The organism is Ferruginibacter sp. (assembly GCF_049840995.1).
GTDB lineage: Bacteria > Bacteroidota > Bacteroidia > Chitinophagales > Chitinophagaceae > Ferruginibacter.
The window spans coordinates 633,938-657,776 of the sequence record NZ_JASGIP010000004.1; the positions used below are offsets into that span (position 1 = coordinate 633,938).

The 23,839-nt window shown below is 40.9% G+C and carries 26 protein-coding genes; 4 read left to right on the plus strand and 22 right to left on the minus strand.

Translation table 11 applies throughout. From position 1 onward, the window contains the following. Positions 1 to 6 precede the first annotated feature (6 nt). The 5 genes from QM738_RS13595 to QM738_RS13615 form a co-directional block, all read right to left on the minus strand. Complete coding sequence (locus QM738_RS13595) at positions 7 to 3,339, minus strand: ATP-binding protein (RefSeq protein WP_462277270.1); 3,333 nt, start codon at positions 3,337 to 3,339, stop codon at positions 7 to 9. Between the two features lie 65 nt (positions 3,340 to 3,404). Continuing rightward, on the minus strand, positions 3,405 to 4,004 hold the full coding sequence (locus tag QM738_RS13600) for a DUF4194 domain-containing protein (protein WP_462277271.1): 600 nt from the start codon (positions 4,002 to 4,004) through the stop codon (positions 3,405 to 3,407). A gap of 10 nt (positions 4,005 to 4,014) precedes the next feature. Then, positions 4,015 to 5,481, minus strand: coding sequence for a DUF3375 domain-containing protein (locus QM738_RS13605; RefSeq protein WP_462277272.1), 1,467 nt, complete (start codon positions 5,479 to 5,481; stop codon positions 4,015 to 4,017). A gap of 268 nt (positions 5,482 to 5,749) precedes the next feature. After that, positions 5,750 to 7,678 carry a tetratricopeptide repeat protein gene (locus QM738_RS13610; protein ID WP_462277273.1) on the minus strand — a complete coding sequence of 643 codons (1,929 nt, stop codon included), beginning with the start codon at positions 7,676 to 7,678 and terminating at the stop codon, positions 5,750 to 5,752. Positions 7,679 to 7,731: 53 nt separating this feature from the next. Next, positions 7,732 to 8,082, minus strand: a complete 351-nt coding sequence (locus tag QM738_RS13615; protein WP_462277274.1) for a hypothetical protein — start codon at positions 8,080 to 8,082, stop codon at positions 7,732 to 7,734. Positions 8,083 to 8,367: 285 nt separating this feature from the next. Here QM738_RS13615 and QM738_RS13620 point away from each other — a divergent pair, with 285 nt between their 5' ends. Next, positions 8,368 to 8,841, plus strand: a complete 474-nt coding sequence (locus tag QM738_RS13620; RefSeq protein WP_462277275.1) for a JAB domain-containing protein — start codon at positions 8,368 to 8,370, stop codon at positions 8,839 to 8,841. A 130-nt stretch (positions 8,842 to 8,971) separates the two neighbouring features. Here the strand turns inward: QM738_RS13620 and QM738_RS13625 are convergent, their stop codons facing one another. Next, complete coding sequence (locus tag QM738_RS13625; RefSeq protein ID WP_462277276.1) at positions 8,972 to 9,253, minus strand: hypothetical protein; 282 nt, start codon at positions 9,251 to 9,253, stop codon at positions 8,972 to 8,974. A gap of 286 nt (positions 9,254 to 9,539) precedes the next feature. Here QM738_RS13625 and QM738_RS13630 point away from each other — a divergent pair, with 286 nt between their 5' ends. The 3 genes from QM738_RS13630 to mobC all read left to right on the plus strand — a co-directional run bounded on the left by QM738_RS13630 (position 9,540) and on the right by mobC (position 13,180). Then, positions 9,540 to 9,935, plus strand: a complete 396-nt coding sequence (locus QM738_RS13630; RefSeq protein ID WP_462277277.1) for a plasmid mobilization protein — start codon at positions 9,540 to 9,542, stop codon at positions 9,933 to 9,935. Between the two features lie 89 nt (positions 9,936 to 10,024). Next, complete coding sequence (locus tag QM738_RS13635; RefSeq protein WP_462277278.1) at positions 10,025 to 11,194, plus strand: relaxase/mobilization nuclease domain-containing protein; 1,170 nt, start codon at positions 10,025 to 10,027, stop codon at positions 11,192 to 11,194. Positions 11,195 to 11,206: 12 nt separating this feature from the next. Next, on the plus strand, positions 11,207 to 13,180 hold the full coding sequence (gene mobC / locus QM738_RS13640) for a conjugal transfer protein MobC (protein ID WP_462277279.1): 1,974 nt from the start codon (positions 11,207 to 11,209) through the stop codon (positions 13,178 to 13,180). 184 nt (positions 13,181 to 13,364) lie between these two features. On the opposite strand, the gene QM738_RS13645 is transcribed toward mobC, so the two are convergent. The 16 genes from QM738_RS13645 to fsa form a co-directional block, all read right to left on the minus strand. Beyond that, positions 13,365 to 13,799, minus strand: a complete 435-nt coding sequence (locus QM738_RS13645) for an SRPBCC family protein (RefSeq protein WP_462277280.1) — start codon at positions 13,797 to 13,799, stop codon at positions 13,365 to 13,367. A gap of 12 nt (positions 13,800 to 13,811) precedes the next feature. Further along, positions 13,812 to 14,234: a VOC family protein gene (locus tag QM738_RS13650; RefSeq protein WP_462277281.1), complete on the minus strand. Its 423-nt coding sequence runs from the start codon at positions 14,232 to 14,234 to the stop codon at positions 13,812 to 13,814. Between the two features lie 157 nt (positions 14,235 to 14,391). Further along, entirely contained in the window at positions 14,392 to 15,264 is an 873-nt protein-coding gene (locus tag QM738_RS13655; protein ID WP_462277282.1) for an SRPBCC family protein, read from the minus strand. Between the two features lie 2 nt (positions 15,265 to 15,266). After that, positions 15,267 to 15,704, minus strand: coding sequence for an SRPBCC family protein (locus QM738_RS13660; RefSeq protein WP_462277283.1), 438 nt, complete (start codon positions 15,702 to 15,704; stop codon positions 15,267 to 15,269). A gap of 13 nt (positions 15,705 to 15,717) precedes the next feature. Further along, positions 15,718 to 16,164 (minus strand): SRPBCC family protein, encoded by a 447-nt coding sequence (locus QM738_RS13665; RefSeq protein WP_462277284.1) that lies wholly within the window; start codon positions 16,162 to 16,164, stop codon positions 15,718 to 15,720. Positions 16,165 to 16,167: 3 nt separating this feature from the next. Continuing rightward, on the minus strand, positions 16,168 to 16,491 hold the full coding sequence (locus QM738_RS13670) for an ArsR/SmtB family transcription factor (protein ID WP_462277285.1): 324 nt from the start codon (positions 16,489 to 16,491) through the stop codon (positions 16,168 to 16,170). Next, positions 16,488 to 16,913, minus strand: coding sequence for an SRPBCC family protein (locus tag QM738_RS13675; RefSeq protein WP_462277286.1), 426 nt, complete (start codon positions 16,911 to 16,913; stop codon positions 16,488 to 16,490). The genes QM738_RS13670 and QM738_RS13675 overlap by 4 nt, the downstream gene beginning before the upstream one ends. A gap of 79 nt (positions 16,914 to 16,992) precedes the next feature. Beyond that, the gene (locus QM738_RS13680) at positions 16,993 to 17,190 is read right to left on the minus strand and encodes a hypothetical protein (protein WP_462277287.1); all 198 of its coding nucleotides are present in this window, start codon (positions 17,188 to 17,190) and stop codon (positions 16,993 to 16,995) included. 2 nt (positions 17,191 to 17,192) lie between these two features. Next, on the minus strand, positions 17,193 to 18,905 hold the full coding sequence (locus QM738_RS13685; protein ID WP_462277288.1) for an FAD-dependent oxidoreductase: 1,713 nt from the start codon (positions 18,903 to 18,905) through the stop codon (positions 17,193 to 17,195). Positions 18,906 to 18,908: 3 nt separating this feature from the next. Then, positions 18,909 to 19,313, minus strand: a complete 405-nt coding sequence (locus tag QM738_RS13690) for an LIC_13387 family protein (RefSeq protein WP_462277289.1) — start codon at positions 19,311 to 19,313, stop codon at positions 18,909 to 18,911. After that, a complete protein-coding gene (locus QM738_RS13695) occupies positions 19,310 to 19,762 on the minus strand; it encodes an SRPBCC family protein (RefSeq protein WP_462277290.1) in 453 nt (150 codons plus the stop codon). The genes QM738_RS13690 and QM738_RS13695 overlap by 4 nt, the downstream gene beginning before the upstream one ends. A gap of 13 nt (positions 19,763 to 19,775) precedes the next feature. Next, the gene (locus QM738_RS13700; protein ID WP_462277291.1) at positions 19,776 to 20,093 is read right to left on the minus strand and encodes an ArsR/SmtB family transcription factor; all 318 of its coding nucleotides are present in this window, start codon (positions 20,091 to 20,093) and stop codon (positions 19,776 to 19,778) included. A gap of 556 nt (positions 20,094 to 20,649) precedes the next feature. Continuing rightward, positions 20,650 to 21,156: a hypothetical protein gene (locus QM738_RS13705; protein WP_462277292.1), complete on the minus strand. Its 507-nt coding sequence runs from the start codon at positions 21,154 to 21,156 to the stop codon at positions 20,650 to 20,652. 135 nt (positions 21,157 to 21,291) lie between these two features. Further along, on the minus strand, positions 21,292 to 22,248 hold the full coding sequence (locus QM738_RS13710) for a transketolase family protein (protein WP_462277293.1): 957 nt from the start codon (positions 22,246 to 22,248) through the stop codon (positions 21,292 to 21,294). Between the two features lie 14 nt (positions 22,249 to 22,262). Continuing rightward, positions 22,263 to 23,102 carry a transketolase gene (locus QM738_RS13715; RefSeq protein ID WP_462277294.1) on the minus strand — a complete coding sequence of 280 codons (840 nt, stop codon included), beginning with the start codon at positions 23,100 to 23,102 and terminating at the stop codon, positions 22,263 to 22,265. Between the two features lie 40 nt (positions 23,103 to 23,142). Next, the gene (gene fsa, locus QM738_RS13720; RefSeq protein ID WP_462277295.1) at positions 23,143 to 23,796 is read right to left on the minus strand and encodes a fructose-6-phosphate aldolase; all 654 of its coding nucleotides are present in this window, start codon (positions 23,794 to 23,796) and stop codon (positions 23,143 to 23,145) included. Positions 23,797 to 23,839 lie beyond the last annotated feature (43 nt).

Consider the following 23,839-nt stretch of genomic DNA (forward strand, 5'->3'; position numbering starts at 1 on the left):
GGCAAATTATACGTTCTCCATTTTATCTTTTAATTCCTTGATCGTCATATTATAGATCACACTGTTTCTGTTGTTGACGCGCTGCACCAGGTGAACATGGGCAATAAAATCCTGTACGATCTGTATCTTATCACTGGGCGTAACGACTAATAGCTGCAGGTGCAGTTGTTTACAGAGTTCCATAAGATAGGTGGCTTTCTCTTCGTCCTGGTTGCTGAAGCTTTCGTCAACGGCTATAAAGCGAAGGCTTTTGCTGTTTTTGCCTTCCTTGGTAATACCAAACTGGTATGCGATGGCACTGCAAAGGATCGTATAGGTTAGTTGAGCTTTTTCACCACCCGAAAGTTGTCCCATCTGCCGATACGTTTTTTTCAGTTCCTCAGTGCTCCTGTATTTTTCGTCCGCCCAGAACTCAAACCAGTTCCTCACATCCAGCACTTTGTTTCTGTAATTTTCATTGGCATCGAGGCTCTCGATCAGCGGATGAATTTTTTGATTAAAGTGCTGTGACTTTTCTTCAAAACTGCTTTGCTGCCAGTTGGCTGCCTGTGGCAGGGCATCCAGTAGCTCTGTTCGGAATTGCCTCACTTCAGTACCCGCCGGAACAGCCTGTTTCCTTAATTGAACATAAGTATCCGGCATCCGGTTGAAATTAATTCCTCTCAGCGATTCATTTAGCCTCGTTATGCTCAGGCTCACATCCCGTTCCCACTTCTCCAGCTCTTCGTTGAGTCCACCGATCTTATAAGTAATGGTGACATTGATGTAATTTTCAAAATCCTTCTTGTATTTCGGCAGATTTTCTGTCGTCAGTTTTTCCATCCACTCCATGTACTCGCCGGCATACTTCACGTCTTCTGGCAGGCCTGTCACATCTCCCAGCCAGTCCGGATATTTGTTGATAATGTCTGAAGGAGGGTTTTTGATTTTATATAACGATTGGCTTAAAGCCTTTTCAGCATCTGTAACCTCCCGGGTCTTTTTCTCCATTTCTGTTTCATTGGCATCCCTGAAGCTCCGGTATTTTTCGTCCAGGTTATCAAGCGATATTGATGATAACATGCTGTTATGCTGTTGCTGAAATTTCAGCAGTTTATCTTTGTCCTCTTCCCGGAACTCCTGAACAACAGTGGTTAACTCTATGATTTGCTTGGCTATACTTTCTTGTTTTTCTTTTGCTACTGCTTCACTTCGCACGTACTGGTCTTTCAGGTCAGATGCCTTACTGGTGCTTTTCTCAATTTCTTCGAGTTGCCTTTTTAACTGGCTTAAAGCTTTGTCCTCTTTGGTAAGTAAATCCAGCTGTTCCTTGATTTTATGCATTGCAAGCTGCAATCCGGCAACATTGAGTTCCTCAAATCCAGGATGCTCCTTGATCCTGTTGTTTGCATAAAACTGCTCCTGCAGGCGTTTTAATTTAGCCTGGCAACGGTACAATACTTCGCGAGCTTTCCCAATTTCTTCAGTCAGTATGTCTCTTCTCTTCAGGAGTGCCTGTTGTTTTCTTTCATTATTCCAACCCATTACGTAATTCAAAGGGTCATTGCTACTTGCGCGATCATCCTTTTCATGCCGCTGGCCGTTTTTACTCAGTCCGTTAATAGTAACTGCTTTGTCAAAACGATCAAAAGTTCGTTCATCCTCAACACATGCATAATCATATAATCTTATGATCTGCTGATTCGCCCATTTACTCAATTTTTGATCGGGGTTAAATTCCAGCTTCTCATGAACCGTTCCTTCTTCACCTAATTGGTTAAGTGTAGTATCTCTTACATGCTCATACACCAGCCTGTTCCTGAGATTTTCTTTATTAACGTACTTGCTTACTTTTTTATAATGCTTATCCGGTACGGCTAAGCGCAGACAAAAGGGCCTCAGTAATTTCTCAAGTGCCGGCTGCCATGACAATTCTTCGGACTTTACCTGCATAAGTTCCCCAGCAAAAGGAAGTTCATCTGTGGCTATACCAAGTGCTTCGCTTATTTTCCTACGAATCTCTACGAGATATAAAGGAATATTGCTTTTACTTAGTAGCATACCATTGAGTTCATTTTCTATATGCGCCTTTTCTCGCTCTCCGTTTTCAGCAATTTTCCTTGAATCATATTCGTCATCCCCGTTGAGCCGCTGCTCCCTTTCGAGGGTAAGCGATTTCCTGTCATTCTCCTTTTTAACGCGTAGGTAAGACGCCTCATCTGAAATGTTGTTTTCAGTCAGATGGAGTTTATTCACCCATTGATTAAATTCCCCAAGTCTCGAAGACGCGAGATCTTTTTTGTCCCCAGTTGCCCGAAGCTCACGCTCCAGATGCTGCAAACGCTTGCCTGCTTCATTCTGGTCTATCTGGTTGCGAAGCTGTCTGCCTTCTTCGGATAGCCTTTTTACTTCTTTTTCTTGAAGCTGTATTTTGTCGGTATACACTGCTATCTCAGCGATTAGCTCATTTGCTACAGTAAACAAAAGGCTATACCGGGTGTATTTATGCCATATCACCCCAGTATCAAGCATTTCCCTGAATTTCTGTTGAGCCTCTTGGGCAGCCGTGTATTTTTCGAAATGTTTTTTTGCAAAGGTCAACATAGACAGCTGCTCCTCGCACTTTTCAATATTCCTCCGCGCATCAAGCAGCGTGGAAAGATGCTTTTTCAGCTCCTGAAACTGCTCTTCTATATTTCGGTACTCCAGCATATGCGTCCTGATAAAATCATCAAGGTTTCCGAGAACCTTGATACCCACCGTTTGATTGAAAAGTTGGAGCGCCTGTATACTTTGCATACCCAGCACAGTTACTATACGCTGCGCATATTTGCTTGCAGTATCAAACCATTCCACAAACTTCCGTGGACCTTTGTTATAACGCTGGTCGATAGTCCGTTTCCAGTTGCCCCCCAGATCAAATGGCTTAAAATCATCTTCAATCTTGATTTGCTTGTGCGCAATACCGTAATACTTTTTCATATCGGCATTGACGAAATAGCGCACCTGGAAAAGGGTTACTGAATGTTCGGCTTCGTTGGCAAAATGTGCGAGTATGATGCTATAAGCCGTTTCCTTATTTTCACGTAGGTATAAGGTCTTTGTTGAGCTGCCGGATTCGGTGTTGATCGACCCGTAACCACCGAGAAGATACGTCTCTTCGGTCCGGTCTCCCTTTTTCTCGCTGCCGCTGCTCTGGTTGTAAAATCGATATCGCTTTTCGGGAACGATAAGAGTAAGTAGCGCATCAACGAAAGTCGTCTTTCCGCTACCGTTAGCTCCGGTCAGTAAGCTGGTTTCGCCGCCGGGATGAATGCTGTGAATGGTTTCATCAAAAGTTCCCCAATTAAAGACTTCCATATATTGTAGCCGGAAGCCGCTCTTTTCATTGTCAGTACTAAATACGTTTAGTTGCATACTTGCTGTCAAACTTTAGGGTCAGGCAATTGTTTTTTTGATCGGTGTTGTGTTAGCTGTAGCGTAAAATCATCGATCTGTTCGCTGCTGATTTTCGCCTTAATGATTTTTTTTATCCGGAAACGCTGCTCATCCAAAACTTCCTGGTCATCAACAAGGGTCAGGAAACCGAAGTCCGCTGCTTTGTCAATGAGACGGTCTATCTCTTTTAGAAATTTTACCCTGCTGGCGTTTTCCTTGAAAAACAATTCAGCATATTCTTTTATCTCCCGCCTTTTCCTGATCAGCTCCCTGTTGCTGCTTTCGCTTGTTTCAAATTCGGCCATCATATCACGGAGAAGAATCAGCATGATACTCTCTTCATAAGTAAGAGAACGCCGGGTGATCCAGCTTACCGCATTTTCATCTTCCTCCTGCGAAGTCTGTTCAATATAGGCGTAGCCGTCTTCTTCCTCTAAAACCAGTTGCAAGCCCATCTGCGGTAAAAAAGCAGTAAGTTCCTTTTTGTATTGTAATAGTTTTTCCCAAATAGACTTTTCGGTATAATCGACCGGTCCCTTGACGAGTTTAATAAACACCCCTATATAAGGCAGTATTTGAGATTGCATGATAAAATTTTTATTTACTGAATAAAAGATAAGGTACTTCTGCAAACCTGGTTGCCTCCGTGTTTAAAGGAATAAGTTCCGTCGCATTACCGATAACCTGCACCCTTGATTTCTTGTCACGCATAAAACCATAGTAACTTACGATTTCTGCGATACCGTTTTCAAGCGGCTGCTCTTCCAGGATTTCTTTAAGCGTTGCAGTTGCTTTTTTTTCAAGGGCGACTTCTACTTTCAGCCATAATTTCTTCCTGTCTATAAAAGAGGTATTGACCATTTTACTGAAACGTTCAGGATCAGCAATCACTTGCTTTTGTGCCAACGGTTGCTGAATAATGCCGGCACCTTTTTTTTGTTGCAGCGTCAGCTTACGTTCCATCACCATCTTTATATTCGGGCCTTCTTCCAGGTACATACCGCACATTACATCGTCATCATCCATAAGGTCAAAGATCAATTCTTTAACTGCTGCGATCTGCCTGCGCAACCTGCGGTGTTTGGTAATCTCTTTTTCTGTAATTATACGGCTAAGCTTTTCTGCCATTTTATCATTCGCGTCATACACTGTTTTACCTTGTTGCAGCAACATCGACTTCACGTTCTGAAGAAAATAGCTGTCGCTTGGAATCTCTCTTTCATTGACGAGTTTAACCACTCGGTCAGTAAGTTCGGCCCAGTGCTGATTACCGACCCTTGATATTAGGAAATCCCAAAACGCGTAAAAGCTTTTTCCCTGCGGGTTTTGTCTCAATGCGTCATAGGCTTCAAAGGCAAATCCCACAATAGCTCCTTTGGACTGTTCCGTTTTGGTATGCTGCTCAACGATACTTCTGTGGATCTGCTTGAAATTGTCTTCGACTTCCCTGAAGTCACTGATCAGCTCATAGCTTAATCTCGTGAATAATTCCAGCCGCTCCTGTACCTGTTCTCCGGAGTAACTTTCAGGTTGCACTCCTAATTCAATTGCTTTAATCTCTTTGTCGATCTCAGCTCTTTTATCTTTTAAAAGCGACAGTCTTTTTTGGTTATCTTCTTCTGTATGCTCGACGATATCCTGCAATGAATTAAACAAAAGACGGAAACGGCTTTCCGTTCCAACATGTTTACGCACTTTAAGGGTCTGCATCCATTGAAAAACTTTTTCAGTGCTGGCGCTGAGTTGATAATACACCAGCCCGTCGGTATGCTGGAAATCTTGCAGCAATCTTTTTTGCACCCAGTTGGTAAGGTATTTACGGCTTCTAGTTTGTTCATCGTCACCAAAGATGATTTTTGCTTCGGATACATCTTCGATGCCGTCCTCATTGGCAATCAGTGTTTCAATCAGTAACTGTATTAACTGGGATTCCTGGAGTACGGCCCGGTTTTGCTCTTTGTAAATACCAAACAGAAAGGGTAAGACCCAATGGGCATTTTTCAGCCGGATGATATGGATTGCCGGATTAGTTATGAATATATCGTAGAGTTCCTCCCTTTTCATGGTTTAAAATACAAAAACTAGTGATACAAAGCGAAATTAAATACGGTGAACGGCAATCGGATTAATTAAGGACCTAATCTTTTTAGGGTTAGGAAAGTGCGTAAAATGGTACAACGTAAATAGTTGTTCGTCAGTTTCCTGCAAACGGATTTTAGTTACTTTTTTTTAAAGAATCCAGATTTCTTGCCTCCTTTTTAATGCCCGGAAATAGATATTCTTTGAAAACATGAGTTGTTGTTTATTTCCGTGTGTTCGTTTTCAGGAAAATTTAGCTATTGCCGAGAAAATATTTAAGTTGTTCCTCTGCTTTCACTAGTTGTGTATTGCCTTTATCGAAATGTAATTTAAAAATATTAACGGCTTTATTTTGCTCAAGTATTGCTTCTTCGATAAGACCTTTCTTAAATAAAAAATAGGCATAATTGTGATGTGAAGCCCCCAGGGAATGGCTGGTTGGCTCATAATATTCCGTCAGGACCAACATTGCTGCATGCATCAATCTGTAGCCCTCATCCCAGTTTTCTTCAAGCTTATAGATCATTGCCAGATCTTCCTGAATTTTCATAGTCTTATGGTGCTCATTGCCAAAAATTTTTGACCGTATTTTTAACGAATCTCCAAAAGAATTTCTTGCATCTTCATATTTGTGCTGTCGTTTTTCTAACTGTCCTTTTAGGATCAACGAGGTAGCCAGCTCTTCTAGGTGATCCTGGTCGGGTGACAGAATATCAACAGCGGTTTGTAAATGAGTCAGGGCGGTTTCCTGATACTTAGAATCTATATCACTCATTTTTTTATAGATCACTCCCAAATTATGGTGTGAGATAGCAATATTAAAATCGTCGGGTGCAAGATTAAGTTGCTGTAATCTCAGGGCTTCAGTCTGCAGATCAAGTGCCTCCTTCAATTCATTCTGGTTTATTTTAACAGCCGCTATTCCACACAGGACTTCGGCAAGGGAAGCTGATCCGGGTTCCTTTTTTTCCCTGTATCTTTTTGCAATGTCATGATAAGCCAGCGCCTCTTTTGGCCTGCCTATATTTCTCAATAATACCGCATAGTTGTAAGCAAGGTTTGCTACGGCAGAATTTTCTGTTTTTTCAAAAGTATCTATGACCGTCTTAATATAGCTGCTGAACAAAAACAGGACAGCTGATGGCATTGCATCGAATGACTTGGAGATATCAGTAAGAGCTTCTATTAGCTTTGCTGTTTTTTCCGGCGTTACATTACTGTATTCCCTTGTAACTTCCTGTATCACTGGATGCATATGATATCCCTTGTCACTTTTCACCAGCCAGCTTGTATCAACCAGTTTTTTCAGCGCGTTATTAAAAATAACCGAGTCGCCTGCGGAAATTTCAAAAATCTTTTCGATTGAGAGGTAACTGATAGGTATAGGCGGTAATACGGAAAAATTTATCAGAATAGATTCCAGAAGGGGTTCTTTAGAAAATCCGTTAATATCGAAAGCAATTTTGAGGCAGGCATTGGTAGTTGTTCGGACAGTCTCCCGACCCGACTTTTCTTGGGCATAGTTAGTCTTTATCTCATAATCCGGCACAGCTTTGATCCCACCTGTTGTCAAAGCTTCCAGTAAATGCTGTATGGTAAATCCGTCATTTTCACGGATTGTTTTGGCGAGTAGCTCAACAGTCAACGTATGACACCATACCGCACTTACTATTTTTTCGACGATAGGCACAGTAACATTTGTTCGATCTATTTTTGCGTAGTAAAAAAAGAGATTTACGGTACTTCTTAAACTAAGGAAGCCTAGACGGTAGATTTCGAAACCCTCTAGAAGATCTCTTGAAGTAACAAGAACTTTCCAGTTATTTGTCAGTGAGAGAACCGGAGCAAGAACTTCCATTTTTTCATCAGCATCGTCGATAACAAGCAGACCATATTTTTCCAGAGTCCTTAGCCTGTTCACTAAAAGATCAAAGCAGCGGTTGATTCCACTTTGTTTACCGTCATTGAGTTTCGCAATTTCTTCTGATATACCGAGATTATCGATCAGGGCTGTGCTATTAATGAAAGCTTCCTTAACGCCGATTTTTGCGTCCAACCAGATCAGGTGTTTGTAACTGTCCTTATAGCGGTTAAATAATGCGTTGGCAAGACTGGTTTTTCCAACACCGCCCATAGCATTGATCAATAATAACCTGTCGGATTTTTCTAGGGATTCCCTCAAAACCTCAAGTTCATCACCTCTTTCAATGAAATCATCCGAGGTCGCGTATTGCGTCAGGATTTTTTGCGGACCGGGCTTTTTTTTTGATCGCTAAAAATAGAAACAAGCAGCTTTTCCATCTCCATAAGATGTTCAGCAAATTTTACAAGCAGTTCCTTTTGTTTGGAACTATCTTTCGGAAGCAAGTGAATTGCATTACAGGTTTGAAAATGGATCTCGGCCTGCATTCGAAGCCTTTCACTAGCGGCTTGGGGAATACTTGAGTAATTAATCTCACCAAGATTGCCGGAGAGCTTTTTACCAGTAACACTTTCGAATGAAGAACTGAAACCTTTAAAATTGAATGTTTTCGTTTTTTCATTAAAAAACATTTCACACGGCTTCTTTTTGCTGAAAATGCTCATAAGTTTCGGGTTAGATTCCTAAATATACAAAAAATATATTATTTGCTAATCGTCTAAATGCGATAGCGGATTAATTTTCGTCCGAACACGCCTGTCACCATACCGGCTTTTTTATTATTTTTTCTCATTAATTTTTGCACAAAGTTCGTCTGTTTTGTTTCTGTAGCGTCACCGAAATTCCGGCATAAACCGCTGCGCTATTTATTCCGTTGCTTCGGCTCCTTGGTCAACAAAAAGACGGGGATGTTTCATAATTAATTTTTTAAAACTTTTAAATTAAATTTTATGAAACAGGAAATGATTGATCAAAAGGATTGGACCAAAGTTGCTGAAGTGGAATTGGTTTACAAAACCAAAATTAAACCATCAGAAAGACCGCTGATAACTTCATCACAAGATATCTATAAAGTGTTGATGAGTATATGGGATAAAAATAAGATTGAGTTCCAGGAAGAATTTAAAGTGTTAATGCTTAACAGGAGTAACAGGATATTGGGAATTTACCCGGTATCTTCCGGTGGTATCACCAGCACTGTTGCAGATCCGAGATTGATCATTGTATCCGCATTGAAAGCGATGGCTGTTTCACTTGTATTATCGCATAATCATCCAAGCGGAAGTATTCGTCCAAGCAAAGCAGATGAAGAATTGACGTCCAAGATTTCAGAAGCCTGCCGGTATCACGATATTCGGGTGATTGATCATCTTATCGTTTCAAATGAAGAATACTTTTCATTCGCTGACGAAGGCTTTCTGTGAAAGAGATTAAGATAGATTCTTGATTTGAAATTCCTGCAGATTTGCTAGGATTTTTTTGTCAAAAAAACTTTCAACCATTCCAAATTAATTTCAAAAAAATGAGAGCAAACTATTCTAGGAAGCTGTAATTTTATTTTGTATCAATCGCAGATTTTAGCGTTCTGATGATTGACTTATCCTGGTCTGTTTTCGGCTCCTCCACGTCATACCAGTTGCCTTCTTTTGTACGGTACAATTTGTAATCAATTCTGGTATCATTATCCATCATCCGGGTAAAATGATATTCCTGTAAAATCGCTACAACATTTTCAAGTGCATTTAGTATTTCGAAGGGAGATATTGTATAAGAAAAACTCTGATTATCCGGTAAGCTTATTTGATGATATAAGGTATGTTGCGAAGTATCAATCATGGCACAATGATAAATGTTTTGTAATAAATAAAAAAAGCGAATTTATCAACATGCCCAATATTTGGTCAGGTAACATTTTCTACTGCTTAGGAAAGTAATTTTAAGGTGTAAATGTTTTACGAACGGTGACTATTGCTGAAATAAGATGTCTTCAGGAATAATGTGCCGGTCTTGCACATGGCAAGATGTACAAACGTGCCACGTTTGAAATCTTGCCCCTTCACTCCGGAGTCGTGCGGGGAATGAAAAGATCATTTGAAATTGTTGAAAACGAAATGTAAGTGAAATGAAAAAAGAGGAAAAGAAAGTGCGTAAACATTTTGTAAAAACCCGTATGAACGATGCAGAACTAAATGCAGTAATTAAACTGCAACAAAAAACTACAGAAAAGGATATCAGCAGCTACCTCAGAAAAATTGCCCTTCAAAAGCCTGTCACTATAAAATACCGTAACCAGTCTGCAGACGATTTTCTTAACGATATGCTTGGCTTAAAAAGAGAGTTAAATGCCATAGGCAACAACTTCAACCAGGCAGTGCACAAACTTCACCTTCTTGAAAAAATTCCTGATTTCCGGCAATGGATAAATCAGTATGACGACCTGCATAAAATCCTCATAGAAAAAGTGGAAGAAATAAATCAAAAAATAAATCGCCTTTACGAAGAATGGTTGCTAAAATAAACATATTGAAAGGAGTGAAAAGTGCACTCAATTACAACGAAAAAAAAGTGCAGCGTGGAGTAGCTGTTTGCCTGCATGCAGCTAACTATTTGAAGGAAGCAAAGCATTTGAACTTTGCGGCCAAACTTTTGGGTTTTGAAAGACGCAATAGTTTAAATGAAAGAGCAGAAACTAAAACCGTGCATGTGTCCTTGAATTTTGATCCCGCTGAAAATATCCCCAATAAAAAAATGCTTGAAATAGCTATCACCTACATGCAAAAAATTGGTTTTGAAAAACAGCCTTTCCTGGTTTACAGGCATAACGATGCAGGTCATCCGCATATCCATATTGTGAGTACCACAATCAAAGAAAACGGGAAGAGAATAGATACCCATAATATTGGTAGAAACCAATCTGAAAAAGCCCGCAAGGAAATCGAAAATACATTTGGTTTGATCAAAGCTGAAGGCAGACAAAATTCACTGGGTGCAGAAATTATACCTTTAAAGCTGCAGCCGGCAGATTACGGCAAAGCAGCAACTAAAAGGGCCATTTCCAATATTGTAAATAAAGTTTTTCAGCAATACCGTTTTAGTTCTCTTCCCGAATTCAACGCAGCATTGAGACAGTTCAATGTGATCGCAGACAGGGGCAGGGAAGAGGGAAGGGTATTTAAACACAGGGGATTACTTTTTAGTATGCTTGATGGTTCAGGAAAAAAGGTGGGTGTGCCAATCAAGGCAAGTTCTATTTCATGTAAACCAACCCTCGATAATCTTGAAAAAATATATGAACGTAATGAGGCGCTTAAGGCACCCTTGAAGACAAGGTTACAAAATGTAATTGATGCCTGCCTTAATCAAAATTTTGGGGATATAGAAGTACTGGCAAGTGTTCTTTCGCATTTTCATGTTTACGCATCCCTTAGACGAAGCCCTGATGGAAAATTGTATGGGGTAACTTTTGTAGATAATGAGAACAAAGCAGTTTTTAAAGGCAGTGATTTGGGAAAAGGGTTTTCTGCTGCTGCCCTTGAAAAACGGATGACTCAAATTCCAGCGCCCGAAATAATAAAAGTTGATAACGAAAAGCCTGTAGGCAGCGGGTCTTTTTCGCAAGGAAAACAGATACACAAACAACAGCAAAAATTGCTGCCTAACATTCCGAAACAGCATAGTATGATCGATATACTATTTACAGCAAACGATCATTTTGAACCTACTAATAATTTACTGCCGAAAAAGAAAAAAAGAAAAAAAAGGAAGAGTAATAGTTAATAAAGAATTGTTGTGTCATTGACAGGAGAAAACGAACAGGGGCTCAGGAAAATCATTGATCTCACAAGATTGGCGGGAATATTTATACTCCTGCTCAATTTTTATTATTACTGCTACAGGGCTTTTGAAATTTGGGGAATCACCAGTCTTATTACAGACCGGTTACTTTCAAATATTGTAAAGACAGGTCTCTTTAACAGCCAAATAAATTCAAGAGTATTGGCAGTTGGATTATTGGGTATCTCACTCATTGGGGCGCAGGGGAAAAAAGAAGAGAAAGTACAAAAGAAAGCTATCTTCTTCTATATCTGTACCGGCCTTATTTTGCTTGTCATTACTCCTGCATTTTTGCGGTTGGATTATACGATTCAAACAGTAGCGATTGTATACATGTCTTCGAGCAGCCTTGCTTTTTTGTTGTTGCTTACGGGGGGAAATTTGTTAAGCAGGCTCATTAGGGTAAATCTATCCAAAGATGTTTTCAATGAATTAAATGAGACTTTTCCGCAGGAGGAAAGATTACTGGTTAATGAATACTCCATAAACCTTAAAGCACAGTATAATCTAAAAGGAAAATATAGAAACAGCTGGATTAATATCATCAATCCCTTTAGAGGATTGCTGGTGATTGGAAGCCCGGGGGCTGGTAAGAGTTGGTTTGTAATTCAACACGTCATCAAACAGCATATTGAAAAAGGATTTTCGATGTTTGTTTATGATTTTAAGTATGATGATCTGACCAGGATTGTCTACAACTGGCTGCTCAAAAATTTGAATAAATATCCTGTCAAGCCTTCTTTCTATGTCATCAATTTTGATAACCTTTCTGTATCACATCGTTGCAATCCTTTAAACCCGGCAGCAATGAATGATATCACTGATGCTACAGAATCGGCACGCACAATACTACTGGGATTAAACAGGGAATGGATAAATAAACAGGGCGATTTTTTTGTAGAGTCTCCTATCAATTTTGTTACCGCCGTAATATGGTTTTTAAAATCCTATGAAGAAGGTAAATATTGTACGCTGCCCCATGTTATCGAATTGATGCAGGTCGAATATGATCAGCTGTTTCCTGTATTGAATACCCAACCCGAAATTGAAGTATTGATAAATCCCTTTATCACCGCTTACCAGAATGATGCCATGGAACAGTTGGAAGGGCAGGTTGCATCAGCGAAAATAGGAATGGCCAGGCTTTCATCCCCGCAACTTTACTGGGTCTTATCCGGGAATGATTTTACGCTTGATATCAATAATCCGGCAGCACCGAAAATAGTTTGCGTGGGTAATAATCCTGAAAAGCAACAGATATATGGTGCAGTGCTCTCCTTATACATTTCCAGACTGGTGAGGCAGGTTAACAAAAAGGGGATGCTGAAAAGTAGTTTGATCTTTGACGAATTCCCCACGATTTATTTCAATAACATAGATAGTTTGATTGCCACTGCAAGAAGTAATAAAGTGGCGACTACTTTGGCCATGCAGGATTTTAGCCAGCTGAAAAAGGATTATGGAAAGGAGCAGGCTGACGTAATAGTTAGCATAACTGGTAATATTATCAGTGGGCAAGTGATGGGAGAAACATCAAAACTGTTGTCAGAAAGGTTTGGAAAGATTATGCAGGACCGGCAAAGCATGTCTATAAACAGGACCGACACTTCAATCAGTCATTCCAGGCAACTTGATAATGCCATACCGGCATCAAAAATCGCAACCCTGTCATCGGGAGAATTTGTGGGGCTTGTTGCGGATAATCCTGATGAAAAAATTAAATTAAAAATGTTTCATTCCGCTATAATAAATGACACAGGTAAACTAAATGCTGAAACAAAGAACTTTAAAGAAATTCCCCAGGTATGTAGCGTAACTAAACAGCAGGTCATTGATAACTTTTATCAGGTCAAACTTGATATCAAAAAAATTATTGCTGATGAAGTAGCCAAACTAAAAGCAAAACAGGATTCAGATTCTGATGCCTGAAGTAGTAATTCCATTAGTGAAAAATGCAGGGATATATTAATCGTGCAATTTAAATGTAGATGTCAATTTTGGGATTACAGAAAATAGTCAGCTAAGAAGAAAGTTACACTCCCTGCACAACTACCCCTCTTGAAGCCGGTATTACGGTTGGGAAAATTTGGTCTGAATACAAATGAAAGGGAAATTACTCAGGCATACCATATCCTTCCCTAATGAACTTTACTAAGCTTTCTGTCACGTGGCCGGTCCACCCAACCTCACAATCTTCGTAACATTCACATCCTGGTAACAGCCCAACATGGATAAAATTAATTTGAGTTTTATTTTTTTCTGATGCTATTTCAAAAACAACATCAGTTCCATTCCATTCTTTTTTGTTATTGATCCAATGCAGGTTACAGTCTGTCACTGTCCAAACTATTTTTTTGCCTGGCACCAATTCAGTTATTTGAAAATCAACGAAAGTTTTACCGAAATCTACCCTGAATGTATCGTTGAGCTTTTCAGATTTTCCTGTTACTTTTTTTGCCCACCATTTGTTTACTAGGTTAATTTTTTTAGTAACTTCTTCTCCGGAAGAATTAACTATTACGGATAGTTGAAAATTTCTCTTTGCCATCTTAATTTGATTTTATCGTTCGTATTTACTTAGATCTTCATTAATGTCTGCCAGTCGAAATACCTGTCCGCCGGGTGCCTGGAAATACAAATGCGGATCAGGCACTTCAAGCACTTTGACGCCGAAAGCAATAATTTTAGCTTTCATCTCTTCTACATCACTTGTCTTTAATTCGAGAAAGATCGCTTTCAGGAAATGATCGGCACTCAATGGTTCATCGGCTGCATAGTTCACGCCTTTATCAGCGCCCTGCCCGTTTCCCGCTGCATATAAAAAGCTGATATAGAAATTGCCGCCGATGCAGATATCATCCTTGCTGTCGAATGTTCGGGTGAGTTTAGCTCCCAAAACATCGAGGTAGAACCTGCGGATGTCTTCTCTATCTGAGACCGGCACTCTTACGGCTGAGTGGTTACCAAAAATTACTTTTATCATGATTATATTCTTATGGTAATAGATCACCTTGTTTGAATTCTCCTTTGCCCATCATCAGGTAAGAGGAGAGCTTCATGCTGATCCAGTGCGTCCAGCCAAAAGAACGATCCTTGAAACATTACTTTTCAGGTCGAAATCCGTCGTGTGTTTTTCCATTTTATTTTGTTTTAAGCATCTCTTCCCGGATCTCGGGAGCTTTGGGCATGTCCGGAGATGCCGCACCATGAGCGATGTAATAGGATAGCCAATCGTTGATGACCATGGTCCACCCTTTGGCACATAATGCATAACATTCGAGGTCAGGGGTAAGGCCCAGGTGGGTGAAGTGCAATGTTTTATTATCATCACTTAGCTCAAAGGTCATTTTAGTATTCGTCCATTCCTTCCTGTTATGTTCTAGCCAAGGCATTTCACTTTCCATTACCAGCCATACCAGTTTTTTATTCCGAATTACCTCCACCACTTTTTGCTTTGAGTAATGCTGGTCAGGGTGATCGATGGTGAACTCATCATCTGATTTACTACAGGCCCCTTCAAAATCCTTTGTCCACCATGCAGGGATACTGTTGATGCAATGGAAAATTTTTTCTGCTGGTGCGAATACTTCAATGGATGTGGTAAAGCTTTCAAGGCATTTATACAGCAGATCTTTAATGCAGTAATCGCATATCTCTTTCAGCTTGTTCTGTTCGTTATCAAAAACAACGCCGTTATAGGTGAATATTACTTTTGTGCCGCCGCCCGTTGGTAATAACTCAAAGATCATCTTCGTGCCGGTCCAGTCGAAATTATCGCTGCTGCGCCGGCTTTCGGTAGTGACCCACGTAAACTTCCTGCCTGGTAGAAATTCGATTACTTTGTTTTTGGAAAAGTGTGCATCACCCATTTTTAAAATGAAAGTTGAATCGGCTTGCAATGCTTCACCCACAAATTCTTCCACCCACCAACCCGAAAGGTTGGTAATAAAATTGAAAACAAGATCCGGTGATTTTGAAACTTCAGTAGATATGGTATAATTTGTATTGAGCATTTTTAAAATTTATTCGGCAATCCTTTGCCTTCGGTGATGAGTTTGTATAAACTTTGCTGGATATAGCCGGTCCACGCATTCATGCACTGGTTACCGCAGTCCAGTTCCGGTAAACCTATATGGGAAAAACTGATCCTGGTAGCGCCATGCTGATTCGAGATTTCCCAAACAATTTCTGTTCCTTTCCATTCTTTGATGTCAGTGTTCCAGGGAAGATTGCAGTCTGTCACAAGCCAAACGATTTTTTTGTCCGGGATAAATTCAGTGATCTTAAAAGATTTCCATGTGGTGCCGGCTGCAACGGTAAACTCATCATGGAGGTGGCTGGTTTTACCATGTACAGTCTTTATCCACCAATCTGATACCCGGCTGATCATTGCAAAAGCTTCGGCAGGAGTAATATCGGCATAGATACTACAATTGAATTGGTTATTTTGCATCTTGAATTATTTTTCATTTAAACCAGTCAAGTTTCCCTTTACCGGTAGCAATTAAACTTTGCAAACTCTGCTGTACAAATCCTGTCCATGCCCAATCGCAGGCTTTATAACAATCATTGGAAGAAACTAAACCATATTGGGTAAACACCAACTCTGTTTTACCACCTTGTTTTAAAATGTCAAAAGTTATCTTGTTTCCTACCCATTCACTTTGGTCTTTGGCGTTTTTGAAATAATTTTCTTCTACCAGCCAAACTACTTTTTTATCGAGGATCATTTCTATCACCTTCATTTTGCTGCGGTGGTTGTCACCGAACTGGTAATTCCACTCGGCATTGAGCTCGTCGGTTGTACCTGTGATCTCTTCGCTCCACCACGCACGGGGATTAGTGATGGCTTTATAAACTTCAGCCGGTGTTTGATCAACAACTATCGAAGTGGTAAAATTTTGATCGTTCATTTTTTAATTTTTTAGTTTGTTATTTAAAATGGATTGAAGCTTCCCGAGTTTTGCCGCCCAGAATTTATCGAAATAGTTGATAAAGTCCTGTACCTCGTCAAATCCATCCTGCTTTAATACACAATGCCTTTCTCTGCCAATATCCTGGATAGTAATAAAACCACCGTTATAGAGGATTTTGACATGCTTGGATACGGCCGGCCGGCTCATATCAAAGTTCTCTGCAATGGAATTGATCGTCATGCTGTCTTTAGACAGCATCATCAGCATCTGCCTGCGGCTTGGGTCGGCAATGATCTGGAATGCATCTAATGTCGCTGTGCTCATTTTTGTTGCTTTATAAGGTTTTCCATTTTTGTTAAACAACTGTTCCAGCCATTGGAATGGGTAAGGATATCTTCCAGGACGTTGAATCCGTCGTGGCTCAGTTGCAGTTCGGTGCCATTCTCTGTACGGGTAAGCGTCCAGGTTACTACTGAATTGTAACTCCTGCTTTTATCCAGTGTCGACCCGTTCCAGGAGTAGGAGAGTTTTGAAAAAGGCGTGATCTCCAGAACCTCGCATTCCACTACCCCGTGGTATTGCGCTTCCGGTTTTGCCTGGAAAGTGAACTGGAATTTTGCGCCCTTTTCAGGTTTGAAATTGGTCTTCATCAGCCATAGTTCTATAAGCTCCGGGTTGGTGAGGTATTCCCACACCTGCTCAGGTGTTGTATTAAACTGCCAGGTTTGTTTGATCTTCTTCTCCATAATATGTAACTTTAAAGTTACGCAAATATATGTAACTTTTGGGTTACGCAAAATTTATTTTCAAAAAAATTTTGAAACGTTATACCAGCTCTTCTTCTTTGATCAATGCCAGGTCGATGCCCATTTTTTTAAACGCTTTCTCGCCTTTGGCAGTTATAAAGAAATGTTTTCTGGTGGTTTTTTCAAGCCATCCGTCAGCAACGAATTTTTCAAACAATAAGGTACCTAGCTTGCCGCCGACATGTCCGAAACAGAGTTTTGCAGGTTTGATTGTCATAGTTATATTTTTTTCTCAAAGCCATCCTGGCTCCAGTTTTCACTACCTGCACCGTGGTGCATAAAGAAGAGACCGGTGGGATCGTATTTCTTTTTCACAGCTTTTAGCTTTTCATAATTATTTCCCCAAAAGGAGTGTTGCCAGCCCGCTTCAAAGAAGCTGCTCTCTGAAACATAAGAACCGCGTTCGGGCAATACTTTGGTGAGTTCATTCATGGATTGGTCGATAGCGGCCCGTGCTGACATTGCTTTCTTCATATCAGGTTCCTTGTCAGTTGTTCCCCCGGCGATGATCGCAAGTGCAAATGATTTGCTGACAAGCGGATTCATGGCAGTATGCGATGCCTCGTTACGCACCGCTTCACTGCTGCCTGCAAGCCCTTTATTGAAATGCAGGGAAACCGTCCATAGCGAACCAGCTTTGAAAATAGCTTCGGCTAAGCGTTCCAGCTTGGCATCGGACAGGAGTTCTTCCGGTATCCAGGCGGAATGATAGGCGTGAAGAAATTGCCCCGCTTCTTCACCATCGCCTGCCCAGTAAATATTACTTTCGGGCGCACCCGGGCGGTCATCAATCTTTATTGCATCAGGAGCATATTTTTTAAGGAAAGCCCCGTTCCATAAATGCTGCGCAGGTAACGCTACCACGTTAAGCGTTGTATCCCATTTTATACCCTGCTGTTCTTTCACCCAGTCCATAAAAGGTTGCCAGTCTACGTTAGCCTGCTCCTTTGTCAATCCTGCGAACATCATATTAATATCTATCCGTCGGTTGGTACGAAATCGGATCTGCTCTCCCCAGTTGGGTTTTAAGAGATGATCACGGTAATGGCTCATCAAGCCGCTGATTAGATGCTTGTATGCTTCATCTGATGAAGCAGATATTTTTCCCGTAGCAGCCCCGAAAAATTCAGGTAATACATGCGTGCGTAATTTCAACTTGATAACAACAGCAAAATTCCCACCGCCACCACCTTTCAATGCCCAGAAAAGATCAGGATCATTTTGCTCATTCACCGTTTTTATTTTCCCGTCTGCTGTAACGACCTCTGCTTCCAGCAAACCGGCTGCAGCAAGGCCGAATTGTTTAGAGAAACTTCCGAAACCTCCGCTTTGTATAAGTCCTGCTACACCTACAGTTGCACAACCGCCCCCCTGCACGTAGCGTTTACCCTTTGTCGTAACTGCATCGTATGCCTGCATCCAGACAGCGCCCGATTCAATAGTTACCGTATCATCCTGCAATTCAATAGCGTTCATTTTTCTTGTCCATATCAGCAAGCTGTCTTTTGAACAGCTGTTACCCTGGTAACTGTGGCCGCCACCTTTTACGACAACGCGCAAACGATGTTGGTTTGCAAATCGTATTGCCTCCGAAATTTCCTGTGCATTATGTGCTTCAAGTACCCATGCGCTTGGATTGGAGGTCCATGCTTTGAACCATCCTCTTGTCTGTGTAAGCGAAGGATTGTCTCCGATGGCGTAAGGGTTTTTAAAAACAGCTTCGTTATAGGCTACATCTTTCAGCGGGTACAGGTGACCGCTAACTGCTTTACTGAGTTCCATCCATTGTGCCTCCGTCGGCCATCCTTTGTCGTCCGGCCGGTTTTTTCTGAACATTGAATCCAGCAACGCCATTCCTGCCTTTACTTTGGATTGCAGCAAAAAAAGTGCTGTTGTGAATGCGGATGCCCGGATGAAGTACCGTCTATGCATATCTTATTTTTTTAAACAAAGTGCAATGATGCAACAGGTTGCCGCAACAAAACTAAAAATCGCTGCCATCGGGAAAAAGCAAATCCATTCCATAATTCCCCAGCATACAAGGAACAAAGTAATTAGCACAACCACTCTCCGGCTTTCAGGACTATTGGTATTGCCCCACCAGAGCAGCAGCATGACAAGCAGCATCGAAATGGTACCAGCCCATCCGTAGCCTTCATAGAATTTCCCGAAACTGCTTTTACGCCCCATGAACATGAATTTGTTGTTTTGCATTGCATCGATGGCAAGCTTTTGTCCTGCTTCCTTCGCTTTTGTCCAGCCCAGGTGCCCGATGGTATGCCCGATGTTATGGATCAGCATGATCACTGAAGCGATCTTCAGGAATATCTGCGCTCTCATTGCTTTTGGATATTTGCTTTGAAAAGATCGAGGATCATGCCCCAGCCGCCGTCCATTTCTTCAAAAGTCTTATGCTGTGAGAATTTAGACAGGCCTCGGTGAGTGAATTTGATCAGCGTATTGTTATCACCTTCCGCAATGAAGAGCACCTCTACTTCCGTATCAAGGTTCGGGTCGTACTGAAACGCTTCATTCACGTTCCAACTGAGGACGAGTCGTTCATATGGCTGCCAAACTTTTACGTTACCAACATTAGCTTCCGATCCGTCTTCATGTGTAGAATACCACCTGCCGTTCACAAAGGGTTCAATGATAAGTTCTTTCATAGGTGCTGCACCGATGTGGTGCGAGGAAGGCCACCAGTTGTTTATCCCGTTGGTGAATACTTCAAAACTGGTTTGTTGAGGAGCTGCTACAAGCAGCTCCTTTTCAATGGTGTCTTTATTCATGGCTATACTGTTTTTACTTTTTCTTTTTTGCTTCGGCTTCTGCAAGTCTTTTAAAATTACTGAGCGCTGTATCCCACAGTTTGTCAAGATAAGCGTGCATGGAGCTGATGCCCTCCGCATTGATTTGGTAAAGGCTCTGTGTTCCCTTTTTATGCATGGTTACCAGTTTTGCTTCCCGCAGTACTTTAAGGTGCTGCGAAACTGCCGGACGGCTTATGGTCATTCCATTATGTATCTGTGCGACGCCCATGCCGCCCCGGCTTAGTTTTTCCATGATCACCCTTCTATTGGGATCGCCCATGGCGTCCCATGTTTTTGCTGTTGCTGTCATATCATTTGGTAAGTATTAACTTACGGTAAGTGCAAACTTACCATATTTTTTTATACTGCCAAATTTTTTTTGAATCTTGGGATAATTTCTATTTGATTAACTGCAAGTGTCAATGGATGTACACAATTATGCGGAACCCTTGTGCAAGGGATAGGAGAAGAGATAGATAAGCAATTTGATACAGAATCAAGCTTTACCAGAGTGGGCAATGGAACATAGGTAGCTTCCCCGAAAAATATTTCAATGGAACTTTTAAGGTCAACAGGACAAGATGGATTCAGTTTTATTTAAACTCGTATATTGGACCAGAAAAAATTTTCATGCTGTAATAACTAATGATAGGTAAACTTACACAGAGACGAAGCATTTGAGCATATTCTCCGCTGAAGTGCAGAAACTAAAATCAATCACAGGTAAAATTTAAAAACTTTATCTGTTAACCGGATGCTTCAATGTTTTACAAGTTCAACAATTGAGAAGCTTGCTGTGACCATAGTAAATGCATACTAAAGCTGCTTGTTTTAGTATGCATTTTTTTTGATCATTTGCTGATATCTTATTTGGTGTACCTGGCCTTTGTTGTCATATCACCCCTTGGCGAAGAGGATTGTGTGACAACAGATAATTCTCCGTCCTTGGTAAGCGTCCACGTCTCTGTTGATTTAAATTCATTGGTTTGCCCGTCTCTTTCAAAACTAACAGTATTGCTGATCGTAAGCGTCTGGCCATCATCAGACCATTTTGCTGTTGACTTGCGTTTGGAACCTCCGAATCCTTCTGATTCAGTTACTTTACCGTCAAAAGTCAGAGTTACCGTTGTGGTCCTGGGATCACCGCCATTAAACCCTGGTGTCGTTCTTGCAATAGTAATAGCGTTATCTTTTTGTTCTGTTTTTAATGCAGTAGCCGTAAAATTTGCGAAATCTCCCAGCTCGCTTTTTGATTCATTTAATTTCCAGTCGCCTGAAAAATTGGCTTTGTCAGTATTCAATGAAAAAGAACACAGCATTACAGCTGGTAGCAATAATAAATAAACTGCTTTGTTTGAAAAGAAATGTTTCATGATCATTAGTTTTTATTTTTTAAATATGAATGAGAAATACGATGCTGCTAAAATGGCCCCGGCAATATTACCGGGGCATGAAACCTGAAACTGTATGAGAAAAAACAACTGCTAAAGGTTACACAATTTTCAATGCTATTTTTTTCTGCTGATCACCTTTTTTGCCGCAGCGACAATACTTAGTGCATCCAAACCATATTTCTTCATTAGCTCTTCCGGTTTGCCACTTTCTCCAAAACTATCATTGACGGCGACATATTCCTGGGGAACAAGGTCATTCGAAACAATTAACTGGGACACACTGTCCCCAAGACCGCCAATCCTGTTATGCTCTTCTGCTGTAACAACGCAACGTGTTTTTGCAATGGACTTCAACACGCTCTCTGTATCGAATGGTTTAATAGTATGAATGTTGATGATCTCTGCACTGATACCTTCGTTGGCAAGCATTTCACCCGCTTGTATAGATTCCCATACCATATGCCCTGTAGCTATTACAGTGACATCCTTTCCTTCGTTAACAAGCCAGGCCTTACCTATTTGAAAATCCTGGTCGGGGTCTGTGAAGACCGGTATAACGGGACGGCCAAAACGCAGATATACCGGACCCTCATATTCAGCTATTGCCATTGTCGCTGCCCGGGTTTGATTATAGTCACATGGATTGATAACCACCATGCCTGGTAACATTTTCATCATGCCGATATCTTCCAGGATCTGGTGAGTAGCACCATCTTCACCTAGCGTAAGACCTGCATGAGAAGCACATATTTTTACATTTTTGCCCGAATAAGCGATACTCTGCCTGATCTGGTCATAGACACGACCGGTGCTGAAATTCGCAAAGGTGCCCGTAAAAGGTATAGCACCGCCAATAGTCATTCCCGCAGCAATCCCCATCATATTTGCTTCTGCAATACCTACTTGAGTAAACCTGTCAGGAAATTCTTTAATAAAGGCATCCATTTTTAACGAGCCTATCAGATCTGCACATAATGCCACAACACGATCATTTTTTTTTGCTGCTTCCAGAAGACCGGCACCAAAACCTGACCGGGTATCTTTTTTTTCTGTGTATGAATATTTTTTCATTTTAATTTTTACTTTTAATAATCGCCAATTGTTTCAGGTAATTGTTTAAGTGCACTTGCCAGTTGCTCATCATTTGGTGCAACACCATGCCATTTATGACTCCCCATCATGAAATCCACGCCGTATCCCATCTGGGTCCTCATAAGATTACATATCGGTTTTTCTTTTCCTGATAGCTGCCTGGCCATTTGCAGGGCATTTACAATATCACTCATGCTGTTGCCATTACTATGAATAACAATCCATCCAAAAGCCTCAAATTTTGCCTGGAGATTGCCTAGCGACATAATTTTATCAACTGGGCCGTCAATTTGCTGTCCATTCACATCGATATTCATAACGAGATTATCAATTTTGTGATGGGGAGCAAACATGGCTGCTTCCCATATCTGACCTTCCTGGAGTTCGCCGTCTCCGTGCAGCGTATATACCAGACTGTTATCACCTTTTCGTTTTTTAGTAATTGCAGTGCCTATTGCTACAGAAAGTCCCTGGCCAAGGGATCCCGAGGCAATCCGGATGCCGGGAAGGTGTTCATGAGTCGCTGGATGTCCCTGTACTCTTGAGTTAATTTTGCGGAAGGTAGACAGTTCACTTATATCAAAATAACCTGCTCTTGCTAGCACACTGTAAAAAAGAGGTGATATATGCCCGTTAGACAAATAAAAAACATCTTCATTAACTGCATCCATATTAAATGCTGGGTCATGTTTCATTTCTTTAAAGTAAAGTGCTACAAGCAGATCGGCACAACCTAAAGAGCCGCCGGGATGACCTGATTGACAACCATGAACCATTCTTACAATATCCCTTCTTACCTGAAAGGCGATTTTTTCTAATTCCTGTATCTCCATTGTTTATTTTATATTTTTAGTATTTTAGAATAAGTTGTACCTAACTGAATTTTTTTGCATCTTCAAGGAAAGTTGCGAGGCCAATATCTGTTAAAGGATGTTTTAATAACCCTAAAATTGGAGCCAGGGGGCAGGTGCATACATGAGCTCCTGCTGCCGCACATTCTATAATATGGTTGGCACTTCGAATAGATGCAGCAAGAATTTGAGATTTAAATTCCTGTATTTTATATATCGCTGCAATCTGTTCTATTAATTGAATCCCATTCCATCCGCTGTCATCAATACGGCCAATGAATGGAGAAATATAAGTGGCACCGGCTTTTGCAGCCAGTATTGCCTGTCCCGCACTGAATATTAAAGTGCAGTTTGTTTTTATACCATTATCCGTAAACCATTTGATGGCTTTTATACCATCCTTGATCATCGGTACCTTTACTACAATATTCGGGTGTAAAGCCGCCAGGGCCTTTCCTTCAGTAATGATGGCATCAAAATCTGTGGAAATTACCTCGGCGCTGATATCACCGTCGACAATTTCGCAAATGGCCTTATAATGGTTGTAAACAGCTTCTTTCCCCTTTATACCTTCTTTTGCCATCAGGGAAGGATTAGTTGTAACGCCATCCAGAATGCCTAAATCATTTGCTTCGCTTATCTGAGCGAGATTTGCAGTGTCAATAAAAAACTTCATACTTATTATTGGTTTATTTGTTTCAATTTTATTAAATAAAAAG

What these genes read in the sequence shown, in the direction of transcription:
- QM738_RS13630 (WP_462277277.1), top strand. Translation starts at nt 9,540, where the DNA reads ATGAAAAAAGAGGAAAAGAAAGTGCGTAAACATTTTGTAAAAACCCGT.
- QM738_RS13615 (WP_462277274.1), bottom strand. Translation starts at nt 8,082, where the DNA reads ATGAGCATTTTCAGCAAAAAGAAGCCGTGTGAAATGTTTTTTAATGAA.
- QM738_RS13650 (WP_462277281.1), bottom strand. Translation starts at nt 14,234, where the DNA reads ATGATAAAAGTAATTTTTGGTAACCACTCAGCCGTAAGAGTGCCGGTC.
- QM738_RS13605 (WP_462277272.1), bottom strand. Translation starts at nt 5,481, where the DNA reads ATGAAAAGGGAGGAACTCTACGATATATTCATAACTAATCCGGCAATC.
- QM738_RS13705 (WP_462277292.1), bottom strand. Translation starts at nt 21,156, where the DNA reads ATGAAACATTTCTTTTCAAACAAAGCAGTTTATTTATTATTGCTACCA.
- QM738_RS13690 (WP_462277289.1), bottom strand. Translation starts at nt 19,313, where the DNA reads ATGAGAGCGCAGATATTCCTGAAGATCGCTTCAGTGATCATGCTGATC.
- QM738_RS13675 (WP_462277286.1), bottom strand. Translation starts at nt 16,913, where the DNA reads ATGGAGAAGAAGATCAAACAAACCTGGCAGTTTAATACAACACCTGAG.
- QM738_RS13665 (WP_462277284.1), bottom strand. Translation starts at nt 16,164, where the DNA reads ATGAACGATCAAAATTTTACCACTTCGATAGTTGTTGATCAAACACCG.
- QM738_RS13655 (WP_462277282.1), bottom strand. Translation starts at nt 15,264, where the DNA reads ATGCTCAATACAAATTATACCATATCTACTGAAGTTTCAAAATCACCG.
- QM738_RS13595 (WP_462277270.1), bottom strand. Translation starts at nt 3,339, where the DNA reads ATGGAAGTCTTTAATTGGGGAACTTTTGATGAAACCATTCACAGCATT.
- QM738_RS13695 (WP_462277290.1), bottom strand. Translation starts at nt 19,762, where the DNA reads ATGAATAAAGACACCATTGAAAAGGAGCTGCTTGTAGCAGCTCCTCAA.
- QM738_RS13670 (WP_462277285.1), bottom strand. Translation starts at nt 16,491, where the DNA reads ATGAGCACAGCGACATTAGATGCATTCCAGATCATTGCCGACCCAAGC.
- QM738_RS13660 (WP_462277283.1), bottom strand. Translation starts at nt 15,704, where the DNA reads ATGCAAAATAACCAATTCAATTGTAGTATCTATGCCGATATTACTCCT.
- QM738_RS13600 (WP_462277271.1), bottom strand. Translation starts at nt 4,004, where the DNA reads ATGCAATCTCAAATACTGCCTTATATAGGGGTGTTTATTAAACTCGTC.
- QM738_RS13645 (WP_462277280.1), bottom strand. Translation starts at nt 13,799, where the DNA reads ATGGCAAAGAGAAATTTTCAACTATCCGTAATAGTTAATTCTTCCGGA.
- QM738_RS13680 (WP_462277287.1), bottom strand. Translation starts at nt 17,190, where the DNA reads ATGACAATCAAACCTGCAAAACTCTGTTTCGGACATGTCGGCGGCAAG.
- QM738_RS13700 (WP_462277291.1), bottom strand. Translation starts at nt 20,093, where the DNA reads ATGACAGCAACAGCAAAAACATGGGACGCCATGGGCGATCCCAATAGA.
- QM738_RS13715 (WP_462277294.1), bottom strand. Translation starts at nt 23,102, where the DNA reads ATGGAGATACAGGAATTAGAAAAAATCGCCTTTCAGGTAAGAAGGGAT.
- QM738_RS13625 (WP_462277276.1), bottom strand. Translation starts at nt 9,253, where the DNA reads ATGATTGATACTTCGCAACATACCTTATATCATCAAATAAGCTTACCG.
- QM738_RS13710 (WP_462277293.1), bottom strand. Translation starts at nt 22,248, where the DNA reads ATGAAAAAATATTCATACACAGAAAAAAAAGATACCCGGTCAGGTTTT.
- QM738_RS13685 (WP_462277288.1), bottom strand. Translation starts at nt 18,905, where the DNA reads ATGCATAGACGGTACTTCATCCGGGCATCCGCATTCACAACAGCACTT.
- QM738_RS13620 (WP_462277275.1), top strand. Translation starts at nt 8,368, where the DNA reads ATGAAACAGGAAATGATTGATCAAAAGGATTGGACCAAAGTTGCTGAA.
- fsa (WP_462277295.1), bottom strand. Translation starts at nt 23,796, where the DNA reads ATGAAGTTTTTTATTGACACTGCAAATCTCGCTCAGATAAGCGAAGCA.